This window comes from Actinoplanes sp. NPDC023801 (assembly GCF_040639655.1).
GTDB lineage: Bacteria > Actinomycetota > Actinomycetes > Mycobacteriales > Micromonosporaceae > Actinoplanes.
Genome location: NZ_JBFAAI010000010.1, coordinates 164,382 through 185,618, shown reverse-complemented (window position 1 = coordinate 185,618; position 21,237 = coordinate 164,382). Strand labels below are relative to the sequence as shown.

19 protein-coding genes are annotated in these 21,237 nt (G+C 72.1%); 8 read left to right on the top strand and 11 right to left on the bottom strand.

The annotated features are described in order from the left end of the window. Positions 1–190 precede the first annotated feature (190 nt). On the top strand, positions 191–2,035 hold the full coding sequence (locus AB0G04_RS20025; RefSeq protein ID WP_360984668.1) for an amylo-alpha-1,6-glucosidase: 1,845 nt from the start codon (positions 191–193) through the stop codon (positions 2,033–2,035). Further along, on the top strand, positions 2,032–3,285 hold the full coding sequence (locus AB0G04_RS20020) for a glycosyltransferase family 4 protein (RefSeq protein WP_360984395.1): 1,254 nt from the start codon (positions 2,032–2,034) through the stop codon (positions 3,283–3,285). Before AB0G04_RS20025 ends, AB0G04_RS20020 begins: the two co-directional genes overlap by 4 nt. Before the next feature lie 164 nt (positions 3,286–3,449). Here AB0G04_RS20020 and AB0G04_RS20015 read toward each other — a convergent pair whose 3' ends face one another. The 5 genes from AB0G04_RS20015 to AB0G04_RS19995 are packed head-to-tail and all read right to left on the bottom strand — an operon-like array spanning position 3,450 to position 7,457. Further along, positions 3,450–4,355 carry a ketopantoate reductase family protein gene (locus AB0G04_RS20015; protein ID WP_360984392.1) on the bottom strand — a complete coding sequence of 302 codons (906 nt, stop codon included), beginning with the start codon at positions 4,353–4,355 and terminating at the stop codon, positions 3,450–3,452. Then, positions 4,352–4,615: a UBP-type zinc finger domain-containing protein gene (locus AB0G04_RS20010; RefSeq protein ID WP_360984389.1), complete on the bottom strand. Its 264-nt coding sequence runs from the start codon at positions 4,613–4,615 to the stop codon at positions 4,352–4,354. Before AB0G04_RS20010 ends, AB0G04_RS20015 begins: the two co-directional genes overlap by 4 nt. Next, positions 4,612–6,186 (bottom strand): Na+/H+ antiporter, encoded by a 1,575-nt coding sequence (locus AB0G04_RS20005; protein WP_360984386.1) that lies wholly within the window; start codon positions 6,184–6,186, stop codon positions 4,612–4,614. Before AB0G04_RS20005 ends, AB0G04_RS20010 begins: the two co-directional genes overlap by 4 nt. A gap of 34 nt (positions 6,187–6,220) precedes the next feature. Then, positions 6,221–6,820 (bottom strand): fibronectin type III domain-containing protein, encoded by a 600-nt coding sequence (locus tag AB0G04_RS20000; protein WP_360984383.1) that lies wholly within the window; start codon positions 6,818–6,820, stop codon positions 6,221–6,223. 31 nt (positions 6,821–6,851) lie between these two features. Next, the gene (locus AB0G04_RS19995) at positions 6,852–7,457 is read right to left on the bottom strand and encodes an EcsC family protein (protein WP_360984665.1); all 606 of its coding nucleotides are present in this window, start codon (positions 7,455–7,457) and stop codon (positions 6,852–6,854) included. Between the two features lie 223 nt (positions 7,458–7,680). Here AB0G04_RS19995 and AB0G04_RS19990 point away from each other — a divergent pair, with 223 nt between their 5' ends. After that, positions 7,681–8,586: a PAC2 family protein gene (locus AB0G04_RS19990; protein ID WP_360984662.1), complete on the top strand. Its 906-nt coding sequence runs from the start codon at positions 7,681–7,683 to the stop codon at positions 8,584–8,586. Between the two features lie 35 nt (positions 8,587–8,621). After that, entirely contained in the window at positions 8,622–9,527 is a 906-nt protein-coding gene (locus AB0G04_RS19985) for a hypothetical protein (RefSeq protein WP_360984380.1), read from the top strand. Here AB0G04_RS19985 and AB0G04_RS19980 read toward each other — a convergent pair. Genes AB0G04_RS19980 through AB0G04_RS19970 form a run of 3 tightly spaced genes read right to left on the bottom strand, consistent with a single transcriptional unit; the run spans position 9,511 to position 11,772 of the window. Beyond that, positions 9,511–10,260, bottom strand: coding sequence for an alpha/beta hydrolase family protein (locus AB0G04_RS19980; protein ID WP_360984377.1), 750 nt, complete (start codon positions 10,258–10,260; stop codon positions 9,511–9,513). The genes AB0G04_RS19985 and AB0G04_RS19980 overlap by 17 nt on opposite strands. A gap of 16 nt (positions 10,261–10,276) precedes the next feature. After that, a complete protein-coding gene (locus tag AB0G04_RS19975) occupies positions 10,277–11,029 on the bottom strand; it encodes a class I SAM-dependent methyltransferase (protein WP_360984374.1) in 753 nt (250 codons plus the stop codon). Positions 11,030–11,046: 17 nt separating this feature from the next. Next, a complete protein-coding gene (locus AB0G04_RS19970; RefSeq protein WP_360984371.1) occupies positions 11,047–11,772 on the bottom strand; it encodes a nucleotidyltransferase domain-containing protein in 726 nt (241 codons plus the stop codon). A 213-nt stretch (positions 11,773–11,985) separates the two neighbouring features. Between AB0G04_RS19970 and AB0G04_RS19965 the strand changes: the two genes are divergently transcribed. Together AB0G04_RS19965 and AB0G04_RS19960 are read left to right on the top strand one after the other, a co-directional pair. Then, positions 11,986–12,600 (top strand): hypothetical protein, encoded by a 615-nt coding sequence (locus AB0G04_RS19965; protein ID WP_360984659.1) that lies wholly within the window; start codon positions 11,986–11,988, stop codon positions 12,598–12,600. 474 nt (positions 12,601–13,074) lie between these two features. Next, positions 13,075–14,145 (top strand): EamA family transporter, encoded by a 1,071-nt coding sequence (locus AB0G04_RS19960; protein ID WP_360984369.1) that lies wholly within the window; start codon positions 13,075–13,077, stop codon positions 14,143–14,145. A gap of 200 nt (positions 14,146–14,345) precedes the next feature. Here AB0G04_RS19960 and AB0G04_RS19955 read toward each other — a convergent pair whose 3' ends face one another. Next, a complete protein-coding gene (locus AB0G04_RS19955) occupies positions 14,346–15,338 on the bottom strand; it encodes a hypothetical protein (RefSeq protein ID WP_360984366.1) in 993 nt (330 codons plus the stop codon). A gap of 423 nt (positions 15,339–15,761) precedes the next feature. Here AB0G04_RS19955 and trmB point away from each other — a divergent pair, with 423 nt between their 5' ends. Further along, the gene (gene trmB / locus AB0G04_RS19950) at positions 15,762–16,442 is read left to right on the top strand and encodes a tRNA (guanosine(46)-N7)-methyltransferase TrmB (protein ID WP_360984363.1); all 681 of its coding nucleotides are present in this window, start codon (positions 15,762–15,764) and stop codon (positions 16,440–16,442) included. Between the two features lie 158 nt (positions 16,443–16,600). Then, positions 16,601–18,754, top strand: a complete 2,154-nt coding sequence (locus AB0G04_RS19945) for an ATP-binding protein (RefSeq protein WP_360984359.1) — start codon at positions 16,601–16,603, stop codon at positions 18,752–18,754. Between the two features lie 10 nt (positions 18,755–18,764). Here the strand turns inward: AB0G04_RS19945 and AB0G04_RS19940 are convergent, their stop codons facing one another. Both AB0G04_RS19940 and ggt read right to left on the bottom strand, forming a co-directional pair. Beyond that, on the bottom strand, positions 18,765–19,349 hold the full coding sequence (locus AB0G04_RS19940) for a hypothetical protein (protein WP_360984356.1): 585 nt from the start codon (positions 19,347–19,349) through the stop codon (positions 18,765–18,767). Positions 19,350–19,407: 58 nt separating this feature from the next. Beyond that, complete coding sequence (gene ggt / locus AB0G04_RS19935; RefSeq protein WP_360984353.1) at positions 19,408–21,204, bottom strand: gamma-glutamyltransferase; 1,797 nt, start codon at positions 21,202–21,204, stop codon at positions 19,408–19,410. Positions 21,205–21,237: the final 33 nt, after the last annotated feature.

The following is a 21,237-nucleotide window of genomic DNA, read 5'->3' as shown; positions in this document are numbered from 1 at the left end:
GACCGACGGGGGCTTCCTATTCCCGTCCGTAGGACGGGCTAACCCTCCAGCGGCCGCGTCAGCGGTCATTCTTTCGGACTTCACTGCTACCGTCGGCCCGACTGTCCGGTTAGTCGCTGATATCTCCCCGTCCGGGGGTTTAGCGCGTTCATAAGTGAGCATTTGAGGCACCGTGCCGCGTTCTGATCAGATGACCTTCGGTCCGCAAGTCTGCGGTTCTCTCACCGCCGACGGGGGCCGGGGTCGGGAATGGCTGGTCACCGACGGACTCGGCGGATATGCCAGCGGTACGGTCAGCGGGCTGCGCACCCGCCGCGAACACGCCTTGCTGACCGTCTTCGACCACGTCGCGCTGGCCTCATTGGACCTGACAGTCACCCTGCCGTCCGGCGCCAAGGTGCCCCTCTGCACGCACGAATGGGCATCCGGCTCCATCGCACCGGCCGGGCACCACCACCTGCAGACCTTCACCCTCGACCAGGGTCTGCCGCGGTGGCGGTGGCGGATCGGCGACGTCGTGGTCGAACGCGAACTCGCGATGCGGCACGGCCACCCGTCACTCGCCGTCGTCCACCGGGTGATCAGTGCGCCCGGGCCGGTCGGGCTCGCCGTCGCCGCGATGTGCACCTGGCGGACCGCGCACACCACCCGCCGCGCCTCCGGTCCCGGCCTCGTCGTCGAACCCGTCTCCGGCGGTGTGGTCATCGACGGCGCCTACCGCCTGCACGGTCCCGGCTGGCAGCCGGCCGGGCTGTGGCATCTGGACGTGCGTACCGCCGGTCAGGTCGAGGACCTCTGGCACGCCGGCACCTTCTTCCGGCAGGTGGGCCCCGGCGGCACCCTCGAGATCTCGGCGTGGGCCGGCACGCTCGGCGAGACCCCGCCACCGCCGCAGGTGGTCATCGCCGCGGAGCGCGAGCGCACTCACCGGCTGGTCACCCTCTCCAAGACGGAGGGGTACGCCGAAACGCTCGTCCTCGCCGCGGACCGGTTCATCGTCCGGACCGCGGACGGCCCCGACGTGGTGGCCGGATATCCGGGGCAGGGCCGCTGGACCGGTGACACGATGGCCGCCTACGAGGGACTGTTCCTGGACACCGGCCGGGCCGACGAGGGTCGCGAGCTGCTGATCGCCCGGACCCGCGCCGCTGCTCGTCAGTTACGGACCCCGGACGGACCCTGGCTGCGGCACGACGCACTGGACGCCCCGCTGTGGCTGGTGCACGCGGTCGACCGGCACGTCTCGCGGACCGGTGACAGCGCCCTGGCCGCCAAACTCGCCGCGCCGCTCGGCCGCCTGCTCCGGCACCAGCTCGGCGGCTCCGGGCCGCTCACCGTCGATCCCGCCGACGGACTGCTGCGCCTGGCCGTACCGGTGCCCGACACGCCGCGCGTCGGCAAACCCGTGGAGATCAACGCGCTCTGGGTGAACGCCCTGGCCGCGATGTGCGACCTGCTCGCCGAGGCCGGACTCGACGACACCGAGCCACGGACCCGGCACGCGCAGGCCCACGCGTCGTTCCTGTCCCGCTTCCCGGCACCCGAGGGCTGGCTCTACGACGTCGTCGAAGGGCCGGCCGCCGCGTATCCGCTCGGGGCCGGCGCCCACCACGACGACCCGTCCCTGCGGCCCTACCAGCTGCTCGCCTGGTCACTGCCGCACGGCCCGATGCGCGGCCGGCCCGCCGGTGGCGTCCATGCGGCGGGCGAGTCCCTGCTCACCCCGCTCGGCCCGCGCACCCTGGCGCCCGGCGAGTACGGCTACCAGCCGCACCGCCCGGCCGGTCTCGACATGGCGCACCACCAGGGGCCGGTCTGGACCTGGCTGATCGGCCCGTACGCGGACGCCTGCGCCGCCGCCGGCCGGCCCCTCGACGGCCTGCTCGACGCCCTCGACGCACACCTGGCCGAGTACGGCGTCGGCTCGATCTCCGAGACCGCCGACGGTGACGCCCCGCACCGGGCGACCGGTGTCCCGTTCTCGGCCCGCTCCGTCGCCGAGGTCCTACGGATCAGACAGAGGTACCTGCGATGAGCCGCATCCTGATGCTGAGCTGGGAGTACCCGCCGCTGCTCGTGGGCGGGCTCGGCCGGCACGTACACGCGCTCGCCACCACGCTCGTCCAGGCCGGCCACGAGGTCACCGTCGTCACCCGGCACGTCCCGGGCGCGATGCTCGAGGAGTACACCGAAGGCGTCCGGGTGATCCGGGCCCCCGACGACCCGCCCGTGTTCCCGGTCACCGGTGGCGACCTGCTGGCCTGGACCGTCGCGTTCAACCACACGCTCACCCGGGCCGCCCTGCGCGCCTGCCGGACCGGCGGCTTCGACGTGGTGCACGCCCACGACTGGCTCGTCGCGCACACCGCGGTCACCCTGCGCGAACACCTGGACGTGCCGCTCGTCGCCACCATCCACGCCACCGAGTCCGGCCGCCACCAGGGCTACCTTCCGGGCGCCCACAACCGCACCATCGACGACGTCGAACGCTGGCTGACCGGCGAGGCGGTACGGGTGATCGTGTGCTCCGGCTACATGCGCGACGAGGTGGGCCGGCTGTTCGGTGTACCCGCCGAGCGGGCCGACGTGGTCCGCAACGGGGTCGACGCGCTGCGCTGGCGAGCCCGGCCCCGCGCCGTCGCCGCCGCCCGTGCCCGCTACGCCGGGGAAGGACCTCTGGTCAGCTATGCCGGGCGGCTCGTCTACGAGAAGGGCGTCCAGGACCTGATCGCCGCCGTGCCGCTGCTCCGGGAACGCCGGCCGGGACTGCGTGTGGTCATCGCCGGTGACGGACCGCACCGGCCCGAGCTGGAGGCCCTCGCCGCCGGCGATCCGGCGGTCACCTTCACCGGTTTCCTGGGTGGGCACGAACTGACCGCGTTGATGGGCGCCTCGGACTGCTACGTGGTGCCGAGCATCTACGAGCCGTTCGGCATGGTCGCGCTGGAGGCGGCGGCCGCCGGGACGCCGATCGCCGTCGCCGACACCGGTGGCCTCGCCGAGATCGTCGAGCACGGGGTGACCGGGGTGAAGTTCCCCTCCGGGAACCCGGCCGGCCTGGCCGACGTGACCGGCCGGGTGCTCGGCGATCGCGACTTCGCCAGGTCGCTGGCGCTGCGGGCCCGCGAGCGGGTCCACGCGGACTTCGCCTGGCCGGCGATCGCCGCACAGACCGCTGCCGTGTACGACCGGGCGCGGGCCGCCGACGCCGGCCGGGTCTCGCGGGAGGCCGAGCACGTGCTGTCCCGCATCCCCTCGCCCAGCACGGCGCACCCGAACAGCTGACGAACTCCAGCCGCCACCTACCGCTGCCTCAGCTTCGCTGAGACAGCGGTAGCGCACATCCTGAGAGGTAACCGGGACCACCGCATACGCCCGGCGGTCGCGTCAAGGACCGATGTGCCGCGTGCGTCGCGGGCCGCACAGCCGGGGTTCGCGTAGCCGTACGATCAAAGATTTGCCTGGTAGACCGCCAAGCCGGTGTGGGCAGCGGACAGCAACGGCACGCTGACCTGGTGTTTCGCGGCCTCGGTGACCATGTCGCCGACGATCGCGTCGGCCTCGACCGGCAGGCCCTGGATCAGGTCGCGGTACATCGACGAGGTGGCCGGCTCGGTGGTGGCGATGGTCGCCTCCAGCATGGCCGACGCCTTGCCCTCGATCGGATGTCCGGCCGCGGCGGCCACCGCGGAGGCCTCGGCGGCGAGCGCGTGCAGGAACTCACGGCCGCCGGGTGCCTTGTTGATCGCCCCGATCGAGCCGCGCAGCAGTGTGGTGGCCGCTCCCAGCGTGGCGAGCAGCACCCATTTGTCCCAGAGTTCCTGCACGATCGTGTACGAGGCCCGCGCGTCGAAACCGGCACCGGTGAGTGCCGCGGTGACCGCCTCCAGACGCTCGTCGTCGCCGCCGTCGAGCGGCCCGAAGGCGAGCCGATGCAGGCCGCTCATCTGGGCCACGTCACCGTTCTCGTCGAGCGTCGCGTGGATCATGCAGACTCCGCCCCAGGCGCGGTCCATGCCGAACCTGCGGACCAGCGACTCGATGTGCCGGATGCCGTTGAGCAGCGGGATCACCACGGTTCGCGGTCCCAGCGCGGGGGTCACGTCGCTGAGCGCGACCTCCAGCGAGTAGCTCTTGACCGCCACGAGCACGACGTCATAGTGGCCGTCGACGGCGGTGATCAGCCGTGGCCGCAGGACGGTCTCGCCCTCCGGGCTTCTGATCCGCAGGCCACGCTCGGCCAGGTGGGCGGCGCGGCCCGGCCGGACCAGGAACGTGACGTCCCGGCCCGCCTGGGCCAGCCGCCCGCCGAAGTAGCCGCCGGTCGCGCCGGCACCGGCCACCAGGATCCTCATCCGAGCTGCTCGTCGTCGTAGCACCAGAGCCAGGTCTCGCCCGGCTCGAACGAGCGCATCACCGGATGGCTCTCGGCCGCGTGGTGCGCCGACATGTGCCGGTTCGGCGACGAGTCACAGCAGGCGACCAGTCCGCAGGCCATGCAGAGGCGCAGGTGCACCCAGTCGTGGTTGCCCACGGCGAGGCACTGTGGGCAGCCTTCCGCATACGCCGTCAGCGGCGTCGGCTCGGTCGTCTCCTTGAGATGCTGACAGGTCAATCGTCACTCCGTTGCAGCTGGGATTCTTCGAGGTCCAACTCACGCTGAGCGCGGACCAGTACCTCTTCGGGGATCCGCCCCTCGTTCCGCGCAATCTTGAAGACGTGCCGTTCCGCTCTGATCATCTCGCGCCGCAGGCGGCCGTACGCCGCCGACGGGGTTTCCCGGTCCTGGCTGCCGAGCCGTTCCCAGGCGTTATTGCCGCGGCTCTCGACCAGGCTCCGCAGCCGGTCGACCACCGTCGGGGGCGCCCCGTCGGCGTGTTTCTCCAGTGCCTCGAGCGCCGCCCGCCCGGCCGCGTGCTGCACCCCGGCCTCGGCCAGCGCGTCCTGGGCGCTGTTGTCCTCGCGGACGCCGAGGCGGCGGGCCAGCCAGGGCAGCGTGGTGCCCTGCACCAGCAGGGTCAGCACGATGATCGCGAACGCAACGAAGATCAGCAGGTCACGTGGGTAGTCCGGGGCGTTGTCGGCACCGGGCGGCGGCAGCGTCTGCGCGGCGGCGAGCGTGACGACGCCGCGCATACCGGCCCAGGCGATCACGGTCGGCACGGTGACCGGTGGCCGTGGCTCCCGGTTGCGGATCCGTGGAACGAGCCGGGCCAGATAGGTCGCCGGGTACATCCACACGAACCGGATGGCCAGCAGCGCCCCGAACACCACGGCGGTGACCTGCGCGGTCGTCGCCCAGCTGGTCTCGATGCTCTCGATCACGTGCCGCATCTGCAGACCGACCAGGAGGAAGACCACCCCCTCCAGCAGGAAGTTGATCAACCGCCAGACCGCGTCCATCTGCAGCCGGGAGGTCGGCGACAGCAGGTAGGGGATGCGGTGACCCAGGTAGAGCCCGGCCACGACCACGGCCACCACGCTGGAGGTGTGCAGCTTCTCCGCGACGATCACCACGACGAACGGGGTGAGCAGCGCCACCGCGTCGTCGAGCAGCGGGTCGTCGATCTTCCGGTGCAGCCAGGCCGCGCCGGCCGCGAACGCCAGTCCGAGCAGCAGACCACCACCGGCCGTCTGCACGACCCGCAGCGAGATGTCCATGAACCCGATCGCCGACCCGGTCAGCGCACCGATCGCCACCCGCACCATGACCAGGGCGGTCGCGTCGTTGAGCAGGCTCTCGCCCTCGAGGATCGTCACCACGCGGCGGGGCAGCCCCACCCGGCGGGCGATCGCGGTCGCGGAGACCGCGTCCGGCGGCGCGACGATCGCGCCGAGCGCCACACACGCCGCGAGCGGCACCTCGGGCAGCATGAAATGTACGAGGGAGCCCACCACCAGCGCGGTGAGCACCACGAGGCCCACCGCGAGCAGCAGGATGGGCCGCAGCGCGAGCCGGAACGCCGGCACCGAGGTCTGCAGCGCGGCCACGTAGAGCAACGGCGGCAGGATGCCGATCAGCACCAGCTCGTGATCGAGCTGCGCCTCCGGGAACCCGGGCACGAAGGACAGCCCGAGGCCCGCGACCAGCAGAACCAGGGGTGCGACGAATCCGAGCCGGCGGGCCAGGGCCGCACCGACGACGGCGATCGCCACAAGGATGACAGTGTCGGCGATCGTCTCCATGCCGGGAAGCTTAGAGACTCCCGGTGACAGTCCCCTACGTGGTGCTGACCACGCCGGAACGGGCGATCGTCTGGGCGTAGGTGCCCTCCAGGCTGAAGTTGGCCCGCTTCAGCACCACGTCGACCGAGAAGATGTACGGCGTCTTCGGGTCCAGCCCGACGACGGTGGCGCTGACGTCACCGCACTTGTCCGGCGCGCTGCGGGTCCAGCCGGACTCCTTCTGCAGCCCGACCACCAGGTTCTGGCTGACCGCCGTGATCCGGTACTCGACGATGTCGCTGCCGCCCGGGTGGTACCAGGTCACCAGCGCGTCGGTGCTGCCCGGGTCCACGGCCAGCCCGTTGATCGTCTTGATTCGCTGCATCGGCGTGCAGGTGCTGCTCGGCGTGGCGCGCGGCGGGACGCTGCCGGTGGGCAGCGGAGGCAGCGTCTCCGACGGGACCGGCGCCGCCGTACCGAACGTGACCTGCGGGGACGCGCTCGCCCGGCCCTCGTCCACCACGATCCAGTCGCGGCCCGCGGCGGCCGTCTCCTCCCCGGCCGGACCGGACGGCGAGGAGGAGGAACAACCGGTGAGCAGCAACGGCAGGACGGCGGCGGACAGGGCGACGGCGGACTTCCGATATCCCAGCACGACTGGTGGATCGGGTCGCGGGAGCAGGATCTTAGGCGTTGCGGTAATGCTCCCGGGCCCGTTGCGCCAGATCCTTGGTGGCCGCCGAGTTGGCCCAGGTGCCGAGGATGATGCCGGCGCCCGGCACCATCTTGGCGAACACGCGTTTGGCGGCCCGCACACCGGCCATCTGAGCCAGCTTCAACCCGACCTTCATGAGTACGCCGGCGAGCGGCCGCCCGGAGTCGCCGGTGAAGATCCGGCTGGCCCGTTCGCGGCCGGCGGCCACCCCGAGAGCCGTCCGCGCGGTCTCCGCCACCCGGTGCACCCGCTGGAGTACGAGAAGGTCGGTGGCCCGTTCCTGCGCGGCCGGGTCGGTGCCGTAGGCGGCCGCGACGTGCAGCACCATGCGGGCCTGGGTCCAGGCCAGGACACCGACGTCGAGAACGGCACCGGGGAGACCGGCCGCACCCGAGACGGCACCGGAGACCCGGGCCAGGGTGGTGAAGTGCTTCACGGCGAGGTTCGCCACGCCGTCCGGGTCGAGTTCGGGGCGTTCCTCGCGGATCCGGGTGTGCCAGGCGGCCGCTTCCGGGCCGAGGCGGCGCACCGCTTCGAGCGCGAGGTGTTCGGGGGCGTACTGCGGGTCGGCTTTCATCCGGTCCCACAGCGTGCCGGGAGGGGCGGTGGTCTCTGCTGAATCCTGTTGCTTCAAAGATCACTCCGAGAGGGCCGGGGAAGTGGATCTGAAACCCATTGTGCGGGGTGCGTGCACGTCACCGTCCTCGCGTTCCGGTGCGGGATGATGGGGGTGCCGGAATGAACGCCGGCGGCCGGCTGTTACCGCCGGAAAGAAGCCGCTTCGCATGGAGGTTCTCAGCGTGCTCGACCCTCACGGGCTCTACGAGGTGACCGGTGACCTGCCGGCTCTGGACAGCCCGGTGCTCGTCCAGGCGCTCACCGGTTTCGTCGACGCGGGCAGCGCGATCCAGCTGGCCCGGGAGAATCTGCTGGAGAACCTGGAGAGCGAGGTCGTCGCCACGTTCGACCTCGACCAGCTGCTCGACTACCGCTCCCGCCGGCCCCCGATGATCTTCGTGGCCGACCACTTCGAGAGCTACGAGGAACCGCACCTCAGCCTGCACCTGGTCAAGGACCAGCTGGGCACACCGTTCCTGCTTCTCGCCGGGCCCGAGCCCGACCTGCAGTGGGAACGGTTCATCGTGGCGGTGACCGGGCTGATCGACCGGCTCGGTGTCCGGGTGACCGTCGGCCTCAACGCCATCCCGATGGCCGTGCCGCACACCCGCCCGGTCGGCGTCACCGCGCACGCCACCGACAAGCGGCTGCTCGGCGACCACGAGCCGTGGCTGCAGCGGGTCCAGGTGCCGGCCAGCGTCGGCAACCTGCTCGAGTTCCGGCTCGGCCAGTCCGGACGCGACGCCCTCGGGTACGCCGCACACGTCCCGCACTACCTGGCGCAGACCGCCTACCCGGCGGCCGCCGAACTGCTGCTCGACTCGGTGTCGGCCAACACCGGCCTGGCTCTGCCCACCGGGACCCTGCGCGAGTCGGCCAGGCAGGTGCGCGAGGAGGTCGACAAGCAGGTCGCCGACGACGAGCAGGCCGGTCGTCTGGTCACCTCGCTGGAGGCGCAGTACGACGCGTTCGTACGCGGCCGCCAGGGCAACCTGCTCGCCGGCTCGGACGCACCGCTGCCCACCGCCGAGGAGCTCGGTGCCGAACTCGAGCGCTTCCTGGCCGAACAGAGCCGCGACGACGGCTGACGGAACTCGGGGCCGGCCGGCCACGTCCAAGCCGCATGACACGACGGGGAATGTGGATCGTGCTGGCCCTGCTGCTCGGTGGATGCGGGCCCGGCCCCGACGCGCCGACCGGTCCGGCCGCGCCGCGGACGGACGAGGCACCGCGCCTGCTGGCTCAGGCCGAGGCCGCTCTGGAACGCTACGACCGGGCGGTGGCCGCGGCCGGCGGCAGACCACGGTTCGTACCGGTCGGTGAGCTCACCGGGCAGACCGGCGCCTGGGAGGCCGCCCTGGCCGACAACGCCAAGGCGGCCCTCGGCAACGGGCATCTGGTCGTCACCGGCGCGATGCCGGACGCGCCGGCCGGTGACGGCGAGGTGATCTGGCCGAACGGCGACCGCGAAAGGGTCGGGCTGCTCTCCGCCGAGGACGCGCTCGGCCGGATCACCGCCAACCGGGCCGAGTGCCCGGAGTGCGTCGCCCTGGAGGTGACCGGCGCCCGCCTCGGCACCATGCGGGTGTCGACCACGCGCGGCCCCGCCACCGCGCCGGCCTGGGAATTCTCGATCAAGGGCTCGGCTGTACGGGTGACCCGGCTGGCCGCCGACGGCGCCGGGACGGTCCAGGTGGCACCGCCGTCCTGGGATCCGTACAACACCCCGGCCGGCCTGGCGATCGACTCCGCCTCCGGCAGCACCGGCGGCCGGCAGCTGACGGTCGGGTTCACCGGCGCACCACAGCCGGCTTCCGAGCCGTGCGGCATCGACTACACCGCCAAGGTCGTCGAATCCGGTAACGCCGTCGTCGTCTACCTGATCGAGAAACGCCACGCCGACAACGAGGCCTGCACCGCCATCGGCTTCCACCGCACGGCCGTCGCCGAACTGGCCCGGCCACTCGGCGAACGCACCGTCCTCGACGTGACCCAGGGCCTGCCGGTCCCCGTCACCCTCGCTTCTTGACCAGCCACTCCAGTACGGCCGGAAGCTGCCGGTCCCAGTAATCCCAGGTGTGCTCGCCCGGCTCGAACGCCGCGTCCAGTGCGACCCCGGCGGTGCTGCACGCGGCCACGAACCGGCGGTTCTGCGCCACCAGGTGATCGTCGCTGCCGCAGCGCAGCATCAGCCGCGGCAGCGAGGACGGGTCCGAGGTTCGGATCAGATGCATCAGGTCCTCGTCGCCACCGGCGACGATCCGGTCGGCGAACACCCTTGCGACCAGGGAACGGATGTGCGGGCGAAGATCGTGCTCCTGGATGTACGCCAGATCGAGCGCCCCGGACAGGGTCGCCGCGGCGGCGAACCGCTCCGGCTCCCGCAGCGCCCACTTGATCGCGCCGTACCCGCCCATCGACAACCCGGCCACGAAGGTGTCCTCACGGCGCCCGGACACCCGGAAGAATCGCCCGACCAGTTCCGGCAGTTCGGCCGAGAGGAAATCCCAGAACCTCATGCCGTACGCCTCGTTGGCGTAGAAACTGCGGTGCACCTGCGGCATGACCACCGCCAGGCCGAGCTCCTCGGCATATCGCTCGGCCGAGCTGAACCGGGTCCAGGCCGTGTCGTCGTCGGTCAGCCCGTGCAGCAGGTAGACGACCGGCGGTGGATCCGCGGCGTCCCCGCCCGGCAGGATCACCGTCATCGAGGTGCCCATCTCCAGCGCCTCGGAGTAGAAGTCACACCGGATCAATGCCATGGCCGTATTCTCCGCCTCATCGGTCGCCGGCCGGCGGTTCACCCGCGCCGAACGGACGGAAGTCGTCGAAGGCCGGTTCGACCAGCTCCGCCGGGAGACGGACGGCACGGCAGCGTGGCGTACCGGCCTCCCCGCTCGATCGCCGCACCTGCTCGCCCGCTTTCGTGCCCTCGGCGATCCGGCTGCCCGCCGCGAACGCCTCCGGAAGGACCGTCCAGCCCAGGTTCCGCTCGAAGTAGCGGACCGCGGTCCGGATCGACGGCGCCCAGTCGTCGTCCAGGACGATCAGGCCGCCCGGTTTGACGATCTTGCGGAGGAAGTAGAGATCCACGAACACCTCGTGGAACCGGTGACTGCCGTCGACGAACGCCGCATCGGCGACCAGGCCGTCGGCCAGCAGCCGGGGCAGGGCCAGCGACGACGGCTCGCGGATCAGCTCGGCGACCCCATCCAGACCGGCCTCGGCAAGCAGATCCCAGCCCACGTCGTGGTAGGCCTCCCGCTGGAACGGGTCGATCACCACGTGCCGGGGCCCGGGCCGGCTCAGAACCGCCTCGCCGATCGCCAGCGCCGAACTGCCGTAGGCCAGCCCCACCTCGACGACCGTACCGGCGCCCTCCGCGATCAGCAGGTCACGCAGCAGATCGCAGTCCCGCTCCGGCAGCGTGACCGTCTCGAAGTCCAGCTCCGGCCCACGCGTCCACGGCGGCCCGTCCTGTGCCAGGCGGCGGCGGACGTCTCGTACCCGATCCTGCTCTGTCGTCCCCATTCCGCCAGCATGCCGCCTCAGTGAGTTTGTTTCGCGTAGGCGACCGTCCGGCGCGCGTCGCGCCAGGCGACGAAAGCCGTCCGGATCCGGGGCGAGGTGACGGCCTCACCGCGGCGCCGGGCGGCGAGCTGGGCGATCAGCCGATCCGGGGTGTGCGCCCGCTCGATGGCCCGTGTCTTGGTGAGCAGTTCACCGTGCTCGAGCGCGTGACGGGCCCGGGCCATCGAGGTCAGACCGAGGTCGGCGATCACCGGATCCAGCCACAACCACGGGCGCCGGGCGGCCCAGGCCCAGTAACCGGTCAGTTCGTCGCGGGCCGACGCGCGGATGTCGTCACCGGAGACCGCGGGGAAGACGTCACCCGGCGCGCGGCCCAGGACCGCGAATCCGTACCGCACGAGTTCGGCCCTGGTTATCCCGGAGAGGATCCGGTGCACGAGCTGCCCGTGGGTCCAGGTCGGATGCCGGGCCTCGATGTCCGGCACGGTCGCGCCGTCGACGTACACACAGCCCAGATCGAGGCCCGCCCCGGTCCCGCTGTCGAGACGACGATGGATCGCCACGAGCGCGGCCTGCCGGCTCTCGCCGACCGGTCCGTCGGTGAGTGCGACGAGGTCGAGGTCGCTGACGCCGGGCAGATAGTCACCGGTGGCCAGGGACCCCGCGACCATCAGATCGGTGACCCAGCCGAGGTTCCGCAGCTCGTCGCCGAGTTCCCGGACGACAGGCGGTGAGATCGACATGCCGGCGAGTCTAGGAAGTCGTCGCATCCACGTCCGTCGCATTGGGAATGTCGTACCCGTCGATTAGAATGTATGTACGAAAGAGGGGACCTGAGCTGCGGATCTTCGGGTCTCATGAGGCCCTTTGCGGCCCGATTTCCGCAGTGCGAGCGAGGAGACGACGTGACGATCTCGACCACCACCCCCGTGCCCGTGATCCCTCCGTACGCGACGATGCTCGGCTTCACCCGGTACGTTTCCCGCACCGGCCCGGCGAAGGCCACGTTCGTCGGCGGACTGCGCCGGCAGCGGGAACGGCGCAGCGGCTTCAACCCGCACGGTCAGCTGGTGAAGGCGCTCAAGGCCGACATCGCGTTCCGCACCGGCGGCAGCTACCTCGGCGGCGTGGTCGATGTGGTGAAGGACCGCTGGAAGCCGCTCTACGAGGCGCTGAGTGCCGGCGCCCGCGCCTATCTGACCTCGCTCGGCAACCCCGAGCAGGTCAACCTGGCGCAGACCCGCGACGCCATCGCCACGGTCGGCCCACTGGCCGTGAAGATCAACCCGCATTTCGGCCTGCGCTACGAGGACGGCCGCCGCGAGGCCGTCCGCATCCACTTCGACGAGGAACCGCCGAGCCCCGAGGCCGCCACCGCGATGCTCCACCTGATGGCCCGCCACATGGACCAGATCCTGCCCAACGCCGAGCCGGTCCTGGTCGACCTCCGCCGGGGCATCACCCACCGCATGGACCCGTCCGCCCGCCCGGGTGACGTCGAGAGCTGGCTCGCCGGTGAAGCGGCCGCCTTCACCGCCATGTGGGCCACCACCGCTTCCCCAGCCGCCTGACCCACCGCCGGGCCCGGCTGCTTGACCGTCCGCTCCGTCTCCGGCCGGGCACGTGCCACCCCGCGTGCCCGGCCGGCCCCCACCCGCACGCCCGGCTGGCCCCGCGCTTGCCCTGCCCGACCTGAACCCGCACACCCGGCGAGCCCCGCGCTTGCCTTGCCCCTGAACCCGCACGCCCGGCTGGCCCCGCGCTTGCCCTACCCACCTGAACCCGCACGCGACCGGCCGGGCGCCCTCAGGCGTACCGGTGGGGTCGTCTTCCGGCTGGTGGACGGGTGTGATCCGGGCCGCTTCGCCGATGGGCCTGCGCCGGTGGGCGGTTATGCTGCCCGGCGTGAGTCCCTTTCCCGGCGTTCTGCCGCCGCCGCGCTCCTGAACGGAGCGCCGCCGCGCCGATGCAGCTCCGGCTGATCGGCAGCTTCGCCTTGCGCTCCGTCGCCGCTCTCTGACGACTCACTTCCTTTCGGAGCGCACGTGTTCACTTCCTTCTTCTCGTCCGCCTTCTCCTCGGCGGCGTCCGGCGCACGGCTCAGCCTGCTGCAGGTTTCCGCCGCGGGGATCCTCTGGGGCACCGCCGGCGTCGTCGTCCAGGTCGTCGCCGAACAGACCGGGCTCGAAGCCCTGGCCATCGGCTTCTACCGGCTCGCGGCCGCCGCCGTCGTCATGCTGCTCATCGGTTTTCCGGCCCGCCGCCGGATCTGGGCGGCGTTCCGGGCCGCACCACTCGCGGTGACCACCGCGGGCGTCGGCCTCGCCGCCTATCAGGGCCTCTATTTCGTGGCGGTCCGGCTGGGCGGCGTCAGCATCGCCACCGTGGTCAGTCTCGGCGTCGCACCCGTACTGCTGAGCGCGTGGGAAACCTTGCGCACCCGGCAGCGCCCCGGCACCGCAACCCTTGCCGCGTCGGCTGCGGCGATCCTCGGGCTGATCCTGATCGCCGGCGCCACCATGGACCCCGGCGCCTCCACCGCTGCCGGGTTCGGCCTGCTCGCCGCCATCGGCTCGGGTGTCGTCTACGCCGCGTCCACCGCGATCAGCCGGCACACCATGCAGGGCGTGGAGCCGCTGACTCTGACCACCCTGTCATGCACCATCGGAGCGATCTCGATCCTGCCGCTCGCCGCCGCCGAAGGACTGACCTTCACCCCCGAGGCCGGCCCGATCGCGTTGCTGATCTACGCGGGCGCGATCACCACGGCCCTGGCGTATGCGCTGTTCTACACCGGCCTGCGGCGCATCTCCGGCAGCGTCGCCGTGGTGGTCACCCTGCTCGAACCGCTCACCGCGGCCCTGCTCGCCGTCGTGCTGATCAACGAACCGCTCGGCCTGGCCACCGTGATCGGCGGCGCGTTGCTTCTGGCAGCGGTGGCCGCCCTGTACCTGGACGCCGGCGACGACCCTGAACACCCGGCGCCTGATCCGCTCGTCGCCGGCCCGATCATCACGCCCGGCGACGCCGCTACGGCCGGCGGGCCCAGCACTTCGGATCGGCAGTCCGGGGCGGACCCGGCTCCGGAAAGCGGCCGCTCGCCTGCCCGCGGCTGATCCGCGTCCGGATGCTCCCGTCGTCGCACCGGAAACGAGGGGAACATCCGGCACCGGAGCCGCACGTGCCGCCGGCCAGGCAGCCCGGCGCGCCAGTGAAGGGTCGGCCGCCCGGCGCGCCAGTGAAGAGCAGGCGGCCGGGCGGTCAGTGAGGCACGACCAGCACGGCGGGTCAGGAACGGCCCGGGCAGGTCGGCGGGTCAGTGAGGCGTGGGCTGGACGCTCGGCTGGGAGCCGGCCCGGAGGAGGGTGCGGGTGCCGTTCGTCAGGGCCAGGACGGTGAGCCAGCTGCCGCCCCTGTTCCGGCTGGTGATCACGGCGCGGCCCGCGTCGGCGTAGGCCAGTTCGCGGTCCATGGCGCTGCCGACGGTTCGCTGCGTACCGGTCGGGACGTCGTATTCGACCAGGTGGACCGGCTTGTTGCCGGCCGCGGTCTCACCCTCCTGGTAAGCGGTCCACGACAGTTTGCGTCCGTCGGCACGCCAGCTGGGCACCACCGCGTAGCCGCGGTTCTGAAGGCTGCCACCGCCGTACGCCGCAACGGTCTTCTCCTCCCCGGTGGCCACCGTCCCGATGCTGAGGCAGGAGTCGTAGATCGACTCGCAGTCACCGCCACGGAACGCCAGCCGGGTTCCGTCCGGGGACCAGGCAACGGCGTCGTCGTAGCGCAGCCGGTCGTTCAGCGAACCCGTGGTGGCGCCGGCCGCGGCCTCCTCCGGCAGGTCCTCGGTGCGGCAGTCACGCGGGAAGAGCACCTCCGGGCCGGTCGCGCCCGCGGTGGCCGGGATGCGGTACACGCCGGGGCCGCCGGTGCAGGACAGTGACGCGAACGCGATCCACTTCCCGTCGGGTGACCACGACGGACCGGCCGCCGGACGAGTGCTGAGCCGGGTCTGCGCGCCGCCGTCCGCCGTCATGGTCCACAGCCGGCCCTTTCGCAGGAAGGCGAGGCGCTGTCCGTCCGGGGACCAGCGGGGCCGGGCGTGACCTCCGCCGGTGGTGAGGCGCTTCTCGGTGGCGCCCTTGCTGACATAGACGTCGCCGCCCCGTACATAGGCCAAGAGACCCGGCAGCGCCGCCTCAGCGGACCGTGACGACAGCGCACCATCCGTACCCGCCGCCTGGCCGGCAGCCGGCTGGAACAGTGCTCCGCTGAGGCTCACCGCCACCGCGAACGTTGCGCTTCCCACCACTCGACAGATCTTTCCCATGGCCGAACGCCCCCCGAAGTCCGCCCTGTCCCTTACACCTCTCCGTCATCGTCGCAACCGGTCCGCACCTGAGCCGATCCCGGTCCTGCACCCGGATTTCCACCGTTCGGCCATTCCTCCCGGCCGATCAGTCCGGCTCGAAACGGCGGCTGGAACCCGCCGCGGCGGCGCCGGCGTTCCGGGCCGCGGATGGTTCAGGCGTTCCGCCTCTCAGGTTCGGCCGGGGAGGCGGCAAGGATCGAAACCGCCGGCCGGGGAGGTGGCAAGGAGGGAACCGCCGGCCGGGGAGGTGGCAAGGAGGGAACCGCCGGCCGGGCACGAACGGACGGCGGCGCGCTCCGGTCGTGCCGGAGGAGGGGCCGGGATTTCGCCGGAGGCGGGAGCGGGTTCTAAAGTTGGCGCGCCATGAACGAGACCGGAACCGCCGCAGCCAGGCCGATTCGCACCTTTCACCCGCGGCGCGGGCGGATGAGCAGCCGCCACGCCGACGCGCATACGGAGCTGTGGCCGCGATTCGGGCTGACCGTCACCGACGGGGACCGTACGCCGCTGGATCTGGCCGCGTTGTTCGGTGGTGAGGTCCCGGTGGTGCTGGAGATCGGGTTCGGGATGGGAGACGCCACGGCCGCCATGGCCGCGGCCGATCCGGGACGGGGCTATCTCGGGGTCGAGGTGCACACGCCGGGGATCGGCAATCTGCTGGCGCTCGCCGGGGAGCTGGGACTCGGCAATGTCCGGGTGGCCCTCGGGGACGCCATGCAGCTGGTGCACCGGATCGCGCCGGGCGCGCTGGACGCGGTGCACGTGTTCTTCCCGGACCCGTGGCCGAAGGCCCGGCATCACAAGCGGCGGCTGATCCAGCCCGCCAACGTGGCGCTGCTCCGGGAGCGCCTGCGGCCGGGCGGGGTGCTGCACTGTGCCACCGACTGGCCGGAGTATGCGGTGGCGATGGCGGAGACACTCGACGCGGATCCCGGCCTGCGGCGCCTGCCGGCGACGCCGCACGGGCGGCCGGAGACGAAGTTCGAGCGGCGCGGCGCCGCGGCGGGACGGCCGATCACCGATCTGCGGTACGAGCGGAACTGATCCCGGGCCCAAAGTCTCGGGCTCGACCGGCCGACACTCAGGATGGCGGGAACGGACTCGCTGAGATGAGTCTGAGGGCACCGGGACGCGCGGCCAGCCGCGATAATTTGCCGGTTTTAGCCCTTTCGCGCATCTAGGCTTGAGGGTGGAGGTCGGCCATGCGGCAGGAAGGCCCCGGCAGCGCCGGGCGGTCCGGGAGGACGCGAGCGGCAGGAGCCGCGGCACCGGCACGCGCGGCCCTACTCCACGGGGGGACGGCCGTCGACGAGCGTCCAGGCTCGCCGGCGGCCGCCGATTTCCTCGGCACGTCGCTGCATCGGGGTGTCCTGACCAGCGGCTCGGCCGACCAGCTGGCGGCACTGACCGCCCGGGCCGCGGGGGCACCGGCTGCCTGTGTGCAGTTCGTCGAGGGCAATCGGCTGCGGCTCTACGGCAGCTGGGGGGTGGCGGCGGACTGGGACGCCGTCAGCCGCACGAGCCTGGAGGACTCGCTCGGCGGCATCGTGGTGCGCACCGGCGACATACTCGCGATCGGCGACGCGCTCCGCGACGACCGGGTGCCGGACGGAGCGCTGCGTGAACACGGCGGCGCCTACCTGGGCTATCCGGTGCACGATCGGATGGGCATGGTGCTCGGGGTGTGCTGCGCCTACGACCACCGGCCGCGCGACTGGACGGCCGAGCAGATCGCCGCGGTCGCGGAGGCCGCCGAGGTGGCGACACTGCTGATCGGGGAACAACTGGCACGGTACGAGCTGGAGCAGCAGCACCGGTTCCTGGACGCCGTGCTCGACAGCCTGCACGACGGGGTGGCCGCGTGCGACGCCGACGGCGGGGTGGTGTTCGTCAACGAGCGGATGCGCCGCCTGTGGGGCGACTCCCCGGTGGAGGACGTCACCGGGCTGGCCGACGGCTCCGGGTCGCCGCTGCACCGGGACGAGCTGGGACTCTTCCGGGCGTTACGCGGGGAACGGGTCCGCAACGAGCCGATCGCGGCGCACGGGCGAGGCCGGCGGACCAGGTACTTCCTGATGGACGCGCAACCGATCCGCGGGCTGGACGGCGGGGTGGTCGGTGCCGTGCAGGCGGTGCAGGACGTGACCCGGCAGCGGCGGGCGGAACGGTTCCGCAGTTGTGAGCTGGCGGTCACCACCGCGCTCGCCGAGACGCCGAGCATCGAGGCGGCCGGGCCGCGGGTGCTGGAGGCGGTGGTCGCGACCCTGGACTGGGTGCACGCCGAGCTGTGGACCGTCGACGACCAGACGATCCGCGCGGTGGCCCGGTGGAGCGCGCCGGGCTGGCCGTCCGGGATCCCGGTGCCGGAGCGGCTGGCGTACGGCCAGGGGCTCGCCGGCCGCGCCTGGCAGGTGGACAAGCCGCTGTGGATCCGGGACGTGGGCCGCCCGCAGAGCCTGATCTCCCCGGACACGTCGGCGGACCGGCTGCACACCGCGCTGGCCATCCCCGTGCACGACGGTTCGGGCCCGATCGGGGTGCTGACGGTCTTCGCCGACTCGGTGGAGGATCCGGAGGACGAGCTGGTCGCGCTGATGTCCGGGATCGCCGCACATCTGGGGCAGTTCGTGGAGCGGCGCCGGGTGGAGGATCTGCAGCGTCAGCTGACCCGCAGCAAGAACGAGTACCTGGCACTGATCGGCCACGAGTTGCGCACCCCGCTCACGTCGATCAGCGCCTACACCGAGCTGCTGCGGGAGGCGGACGAGGCGACGCTGGTACGGGACGGACCTCGCCTGATCGCGGTGATCGAACGCAACACCAACCAGCTCCGCGAGATCATCAACGAGCTGCTGGAGCTGTCGGCGCTCGACGCGGGGCACGCCGACGTACGGCGTACGCCGATGGATCTCGCCGCGGTGGTCCGTGAGGTGGTGGACCGGGCGCGGGCGGCGATCGACGGGTCGCCCGTGGTGATCGACGCCGATCTGCCGGCTGAGCTGATCGTCCCGGGCGACCGGGACCGGCTGCGGCACATCGTGGAGAACCTGCTCGGTAGCGCGGTCCGGTTCAGCCCGGACGGCGGCCACGTGGCGGTGTCGCTGCGCAGTACCGGCCGGGCCGCCGAGCTGGCCGTCTCGGACGCGGCCACCGATGTGCCGCGCGCCGAGCGGGAGCAGCTGTTCACCGGTCATTTCCGGACGGCACGCGGCAATGACCGGGTGGCGCTGCCGGGCAGCGGGCTGGGTCTGACGCTGAGCCGGGCGGTGGTGGAGAAGCATGAGGGCAGCATCGAGCTGACCGGCGGCGACAGCGGCACGACGGTGCTGGTGCGGCTGCCGCTGGAGATGCGGTGAAGCGGATCGGTCAGTCGGTGGGCCGGCCCCGGCGCTCGATGTCGCGGTGCACCTCGGGGTCCCACTTGGACGCGTCCCAGTCGTCGCTCCGCAGGATGGTGCTCGGCCGGCCGCCGAGGTCGGGGCGGCCGGTCTCACGGCGGACCTTGGCGCGGGCGGCCAGCACCCCGGCGAGCAGGGCGCCCCATCCGGCCAGGCTCATCGCGGCCTCCGGCACGGCCGGGAGAGCAAGCACGTTGGGCAGCGCGATCAGCACCACGGCCAGGAACAGGCCGGCGTAACCGGCACCGCCGGGACCGGTCGGGCGGACCCGGTGCGCGCTGACGATCCAGACGATCGTGGAGACGACCAGGCCGACGATGCAGACGAACAGCACCAGGTTGACGATCAGCAGGCTGATCGTCAGCCACGCCTCGGTGCCGGCCACGGTGGGGTCCACGGCGCCGTCAGCAAGCCGGCGGGCCACCGTGAGCAGCAGTGCGGTCGCGAGCGTGACAACCACCAGGTAGACGACACCGAACCGGATGACCCGGCGGGTGGCCAGGGAGAACGTCTCCAGGTTGCCCTGATCCGGTGCAAGATTCTCGAAACTCATGTCCACTCCCCGGTCGATCGGTACATGATGGCCGATCGACCGGGGAGTCCGCAGGTTCTCAGCGCGTGGGGTGCACCACCGCGGCCGCTCCCCCGCCGCGGCGGGACGGTTCGGCCGAGGCGATGAGACGCCCGCCCCGGGTGAACTCGATGGCGGTGGCCGCACCGAGTTCCGGGGCGTCGGCGCCGAAGGCATGGCCGAGCGGGACGAGCGACGGCCCGTAGAGGGTGCGGAACGCCGGTTCGGCCTGGATGCCGGCGCTGTTGCGCTGCGAGGCGCGCGGCGCGGCCATCGCCTCGGGCAGGGTCATGCCCAGATCGAGCCGGTTGACCAGCAGCTGCGTGACGGTCGTGATGATGGTGGCGCCGCCGGGCGAGCCGAGCGCCAGGAACGGTCTGCCGTCCTTGAGCACGATCGTCGGCGCCATCGAGCTGCGCGGTCGCTTGCCGGGCCCGGGCAGGTTGGGGTCGGGCGCGGTGCCCTGGGTCGGCGCGAAGTTGAAGTCGGTCAGCTCGTTGTTGAGGATGAAACCGCGCCCCGGCACGACCATGGTGTTGCCGCCGGTCGCCTCGATGGTGAAGGTGTACTCGACGACGTTGCCCCACCGGTCGGCGACGGTCAGGTTGGTGGTGCTCTGCCCCTCCTCGACCGGGCGTCCGGCCGCGGTCGTGGCGCAGCCCGAGCCGTTGAGCTCACCCGGTGCCACCGGCTTGGCCAAGGCCTTCGTGCGGTCGATCAGGCACGCACGCTGCCGGGCCCAGCGGTCCGAGATCAACTTCTTCAGAACCGCGGGATCGGTGTACGCCCCCACGTACCGATTCCGGTCGGCGAAGGCGAGCGCCGTCGCCTCCAGGTAGAGGTGCAGCTTGTCGGTCGTGGTCGCCGAGGCGGGCAGTCCCGCCTCGATGATGTTGAGCGCCTCGCCGACCGCGGTGCCGCCGCTCGACGGTGCGGACATGCCGTACACGGTGAGCCCGCGGTAGTCCGACCGGGTCGGTGCCGGGTGCCGCAGCCGGTAACCGGCCAGGTCGGCCCGGGTGAGCACGCCGGGCCGGATCGGGTAGGCCCACGTCCCCCACGGGTCGGCGGCGACCGGCGGATGCTGAACGGTCTCGACGATGTCCCCGGCGACGGCACCGCGGTAGAAGACGTCGGTGCCGTGGCGCGCGATCAGCCGGTAGGTGTCCGCCAGGTCGGGGTTGCGGTGGACCGAGCCGACCGCGGGCGGCGCCCCGCCCGGAAGGTAGAGCTCCCGGCTCGAGGTGAACTGCCCGAACGCGGCGGCGTTGTCGGCGACCTGCTGCCGGAACGTGGCGTCGACCCGGAAACCGCGCTCGGCGAGGCGGGCGGCCGGCTGCAGCGAGGCGGACAGCGACCGGGTGCCCCACTTGCGCAGGGCGGACTCCCAGGTGGCCACGGTGCCGGGTGCGCCGGCCGAGAGGCCACTGACGCGGGCCTCGGCGAAGTCGTACGGCAGCCCGTCGGCCGGATCGATGAAGTACTTCTCGGTCGCGGCCGCCGGGGCGGTCTCCCGCCCGTCGATGGTGGAGACGCGCCGGGTACGCGCGTCGTAGTACACGAAGAATCCGCCGCCGCCGATGCCGGCCGAGAACGGTTCGGTCACGCCGAGCGCCGCGGCGGCCGCGACCGCGGCATCCACCGCGTTGCCGCCGCGGCGCAGCACGTCCAGGCCGATCGCGGTGGCGTCGGCGTCGACGGTGGCGACCGCTCCGCCGTACCCGGTCGCGGTCGGTTCCTTGATCGTGGGGTACCCGCCCGCGACTGCCGGTGGGGAGGTGGCCACTAATCCCAGGGTGGTGAGTGACAGCGCTGTCAGTGCGGGCAGGAACCGCATCAGTCCTCCAGACTGGACATTCTCGGTCGTCCA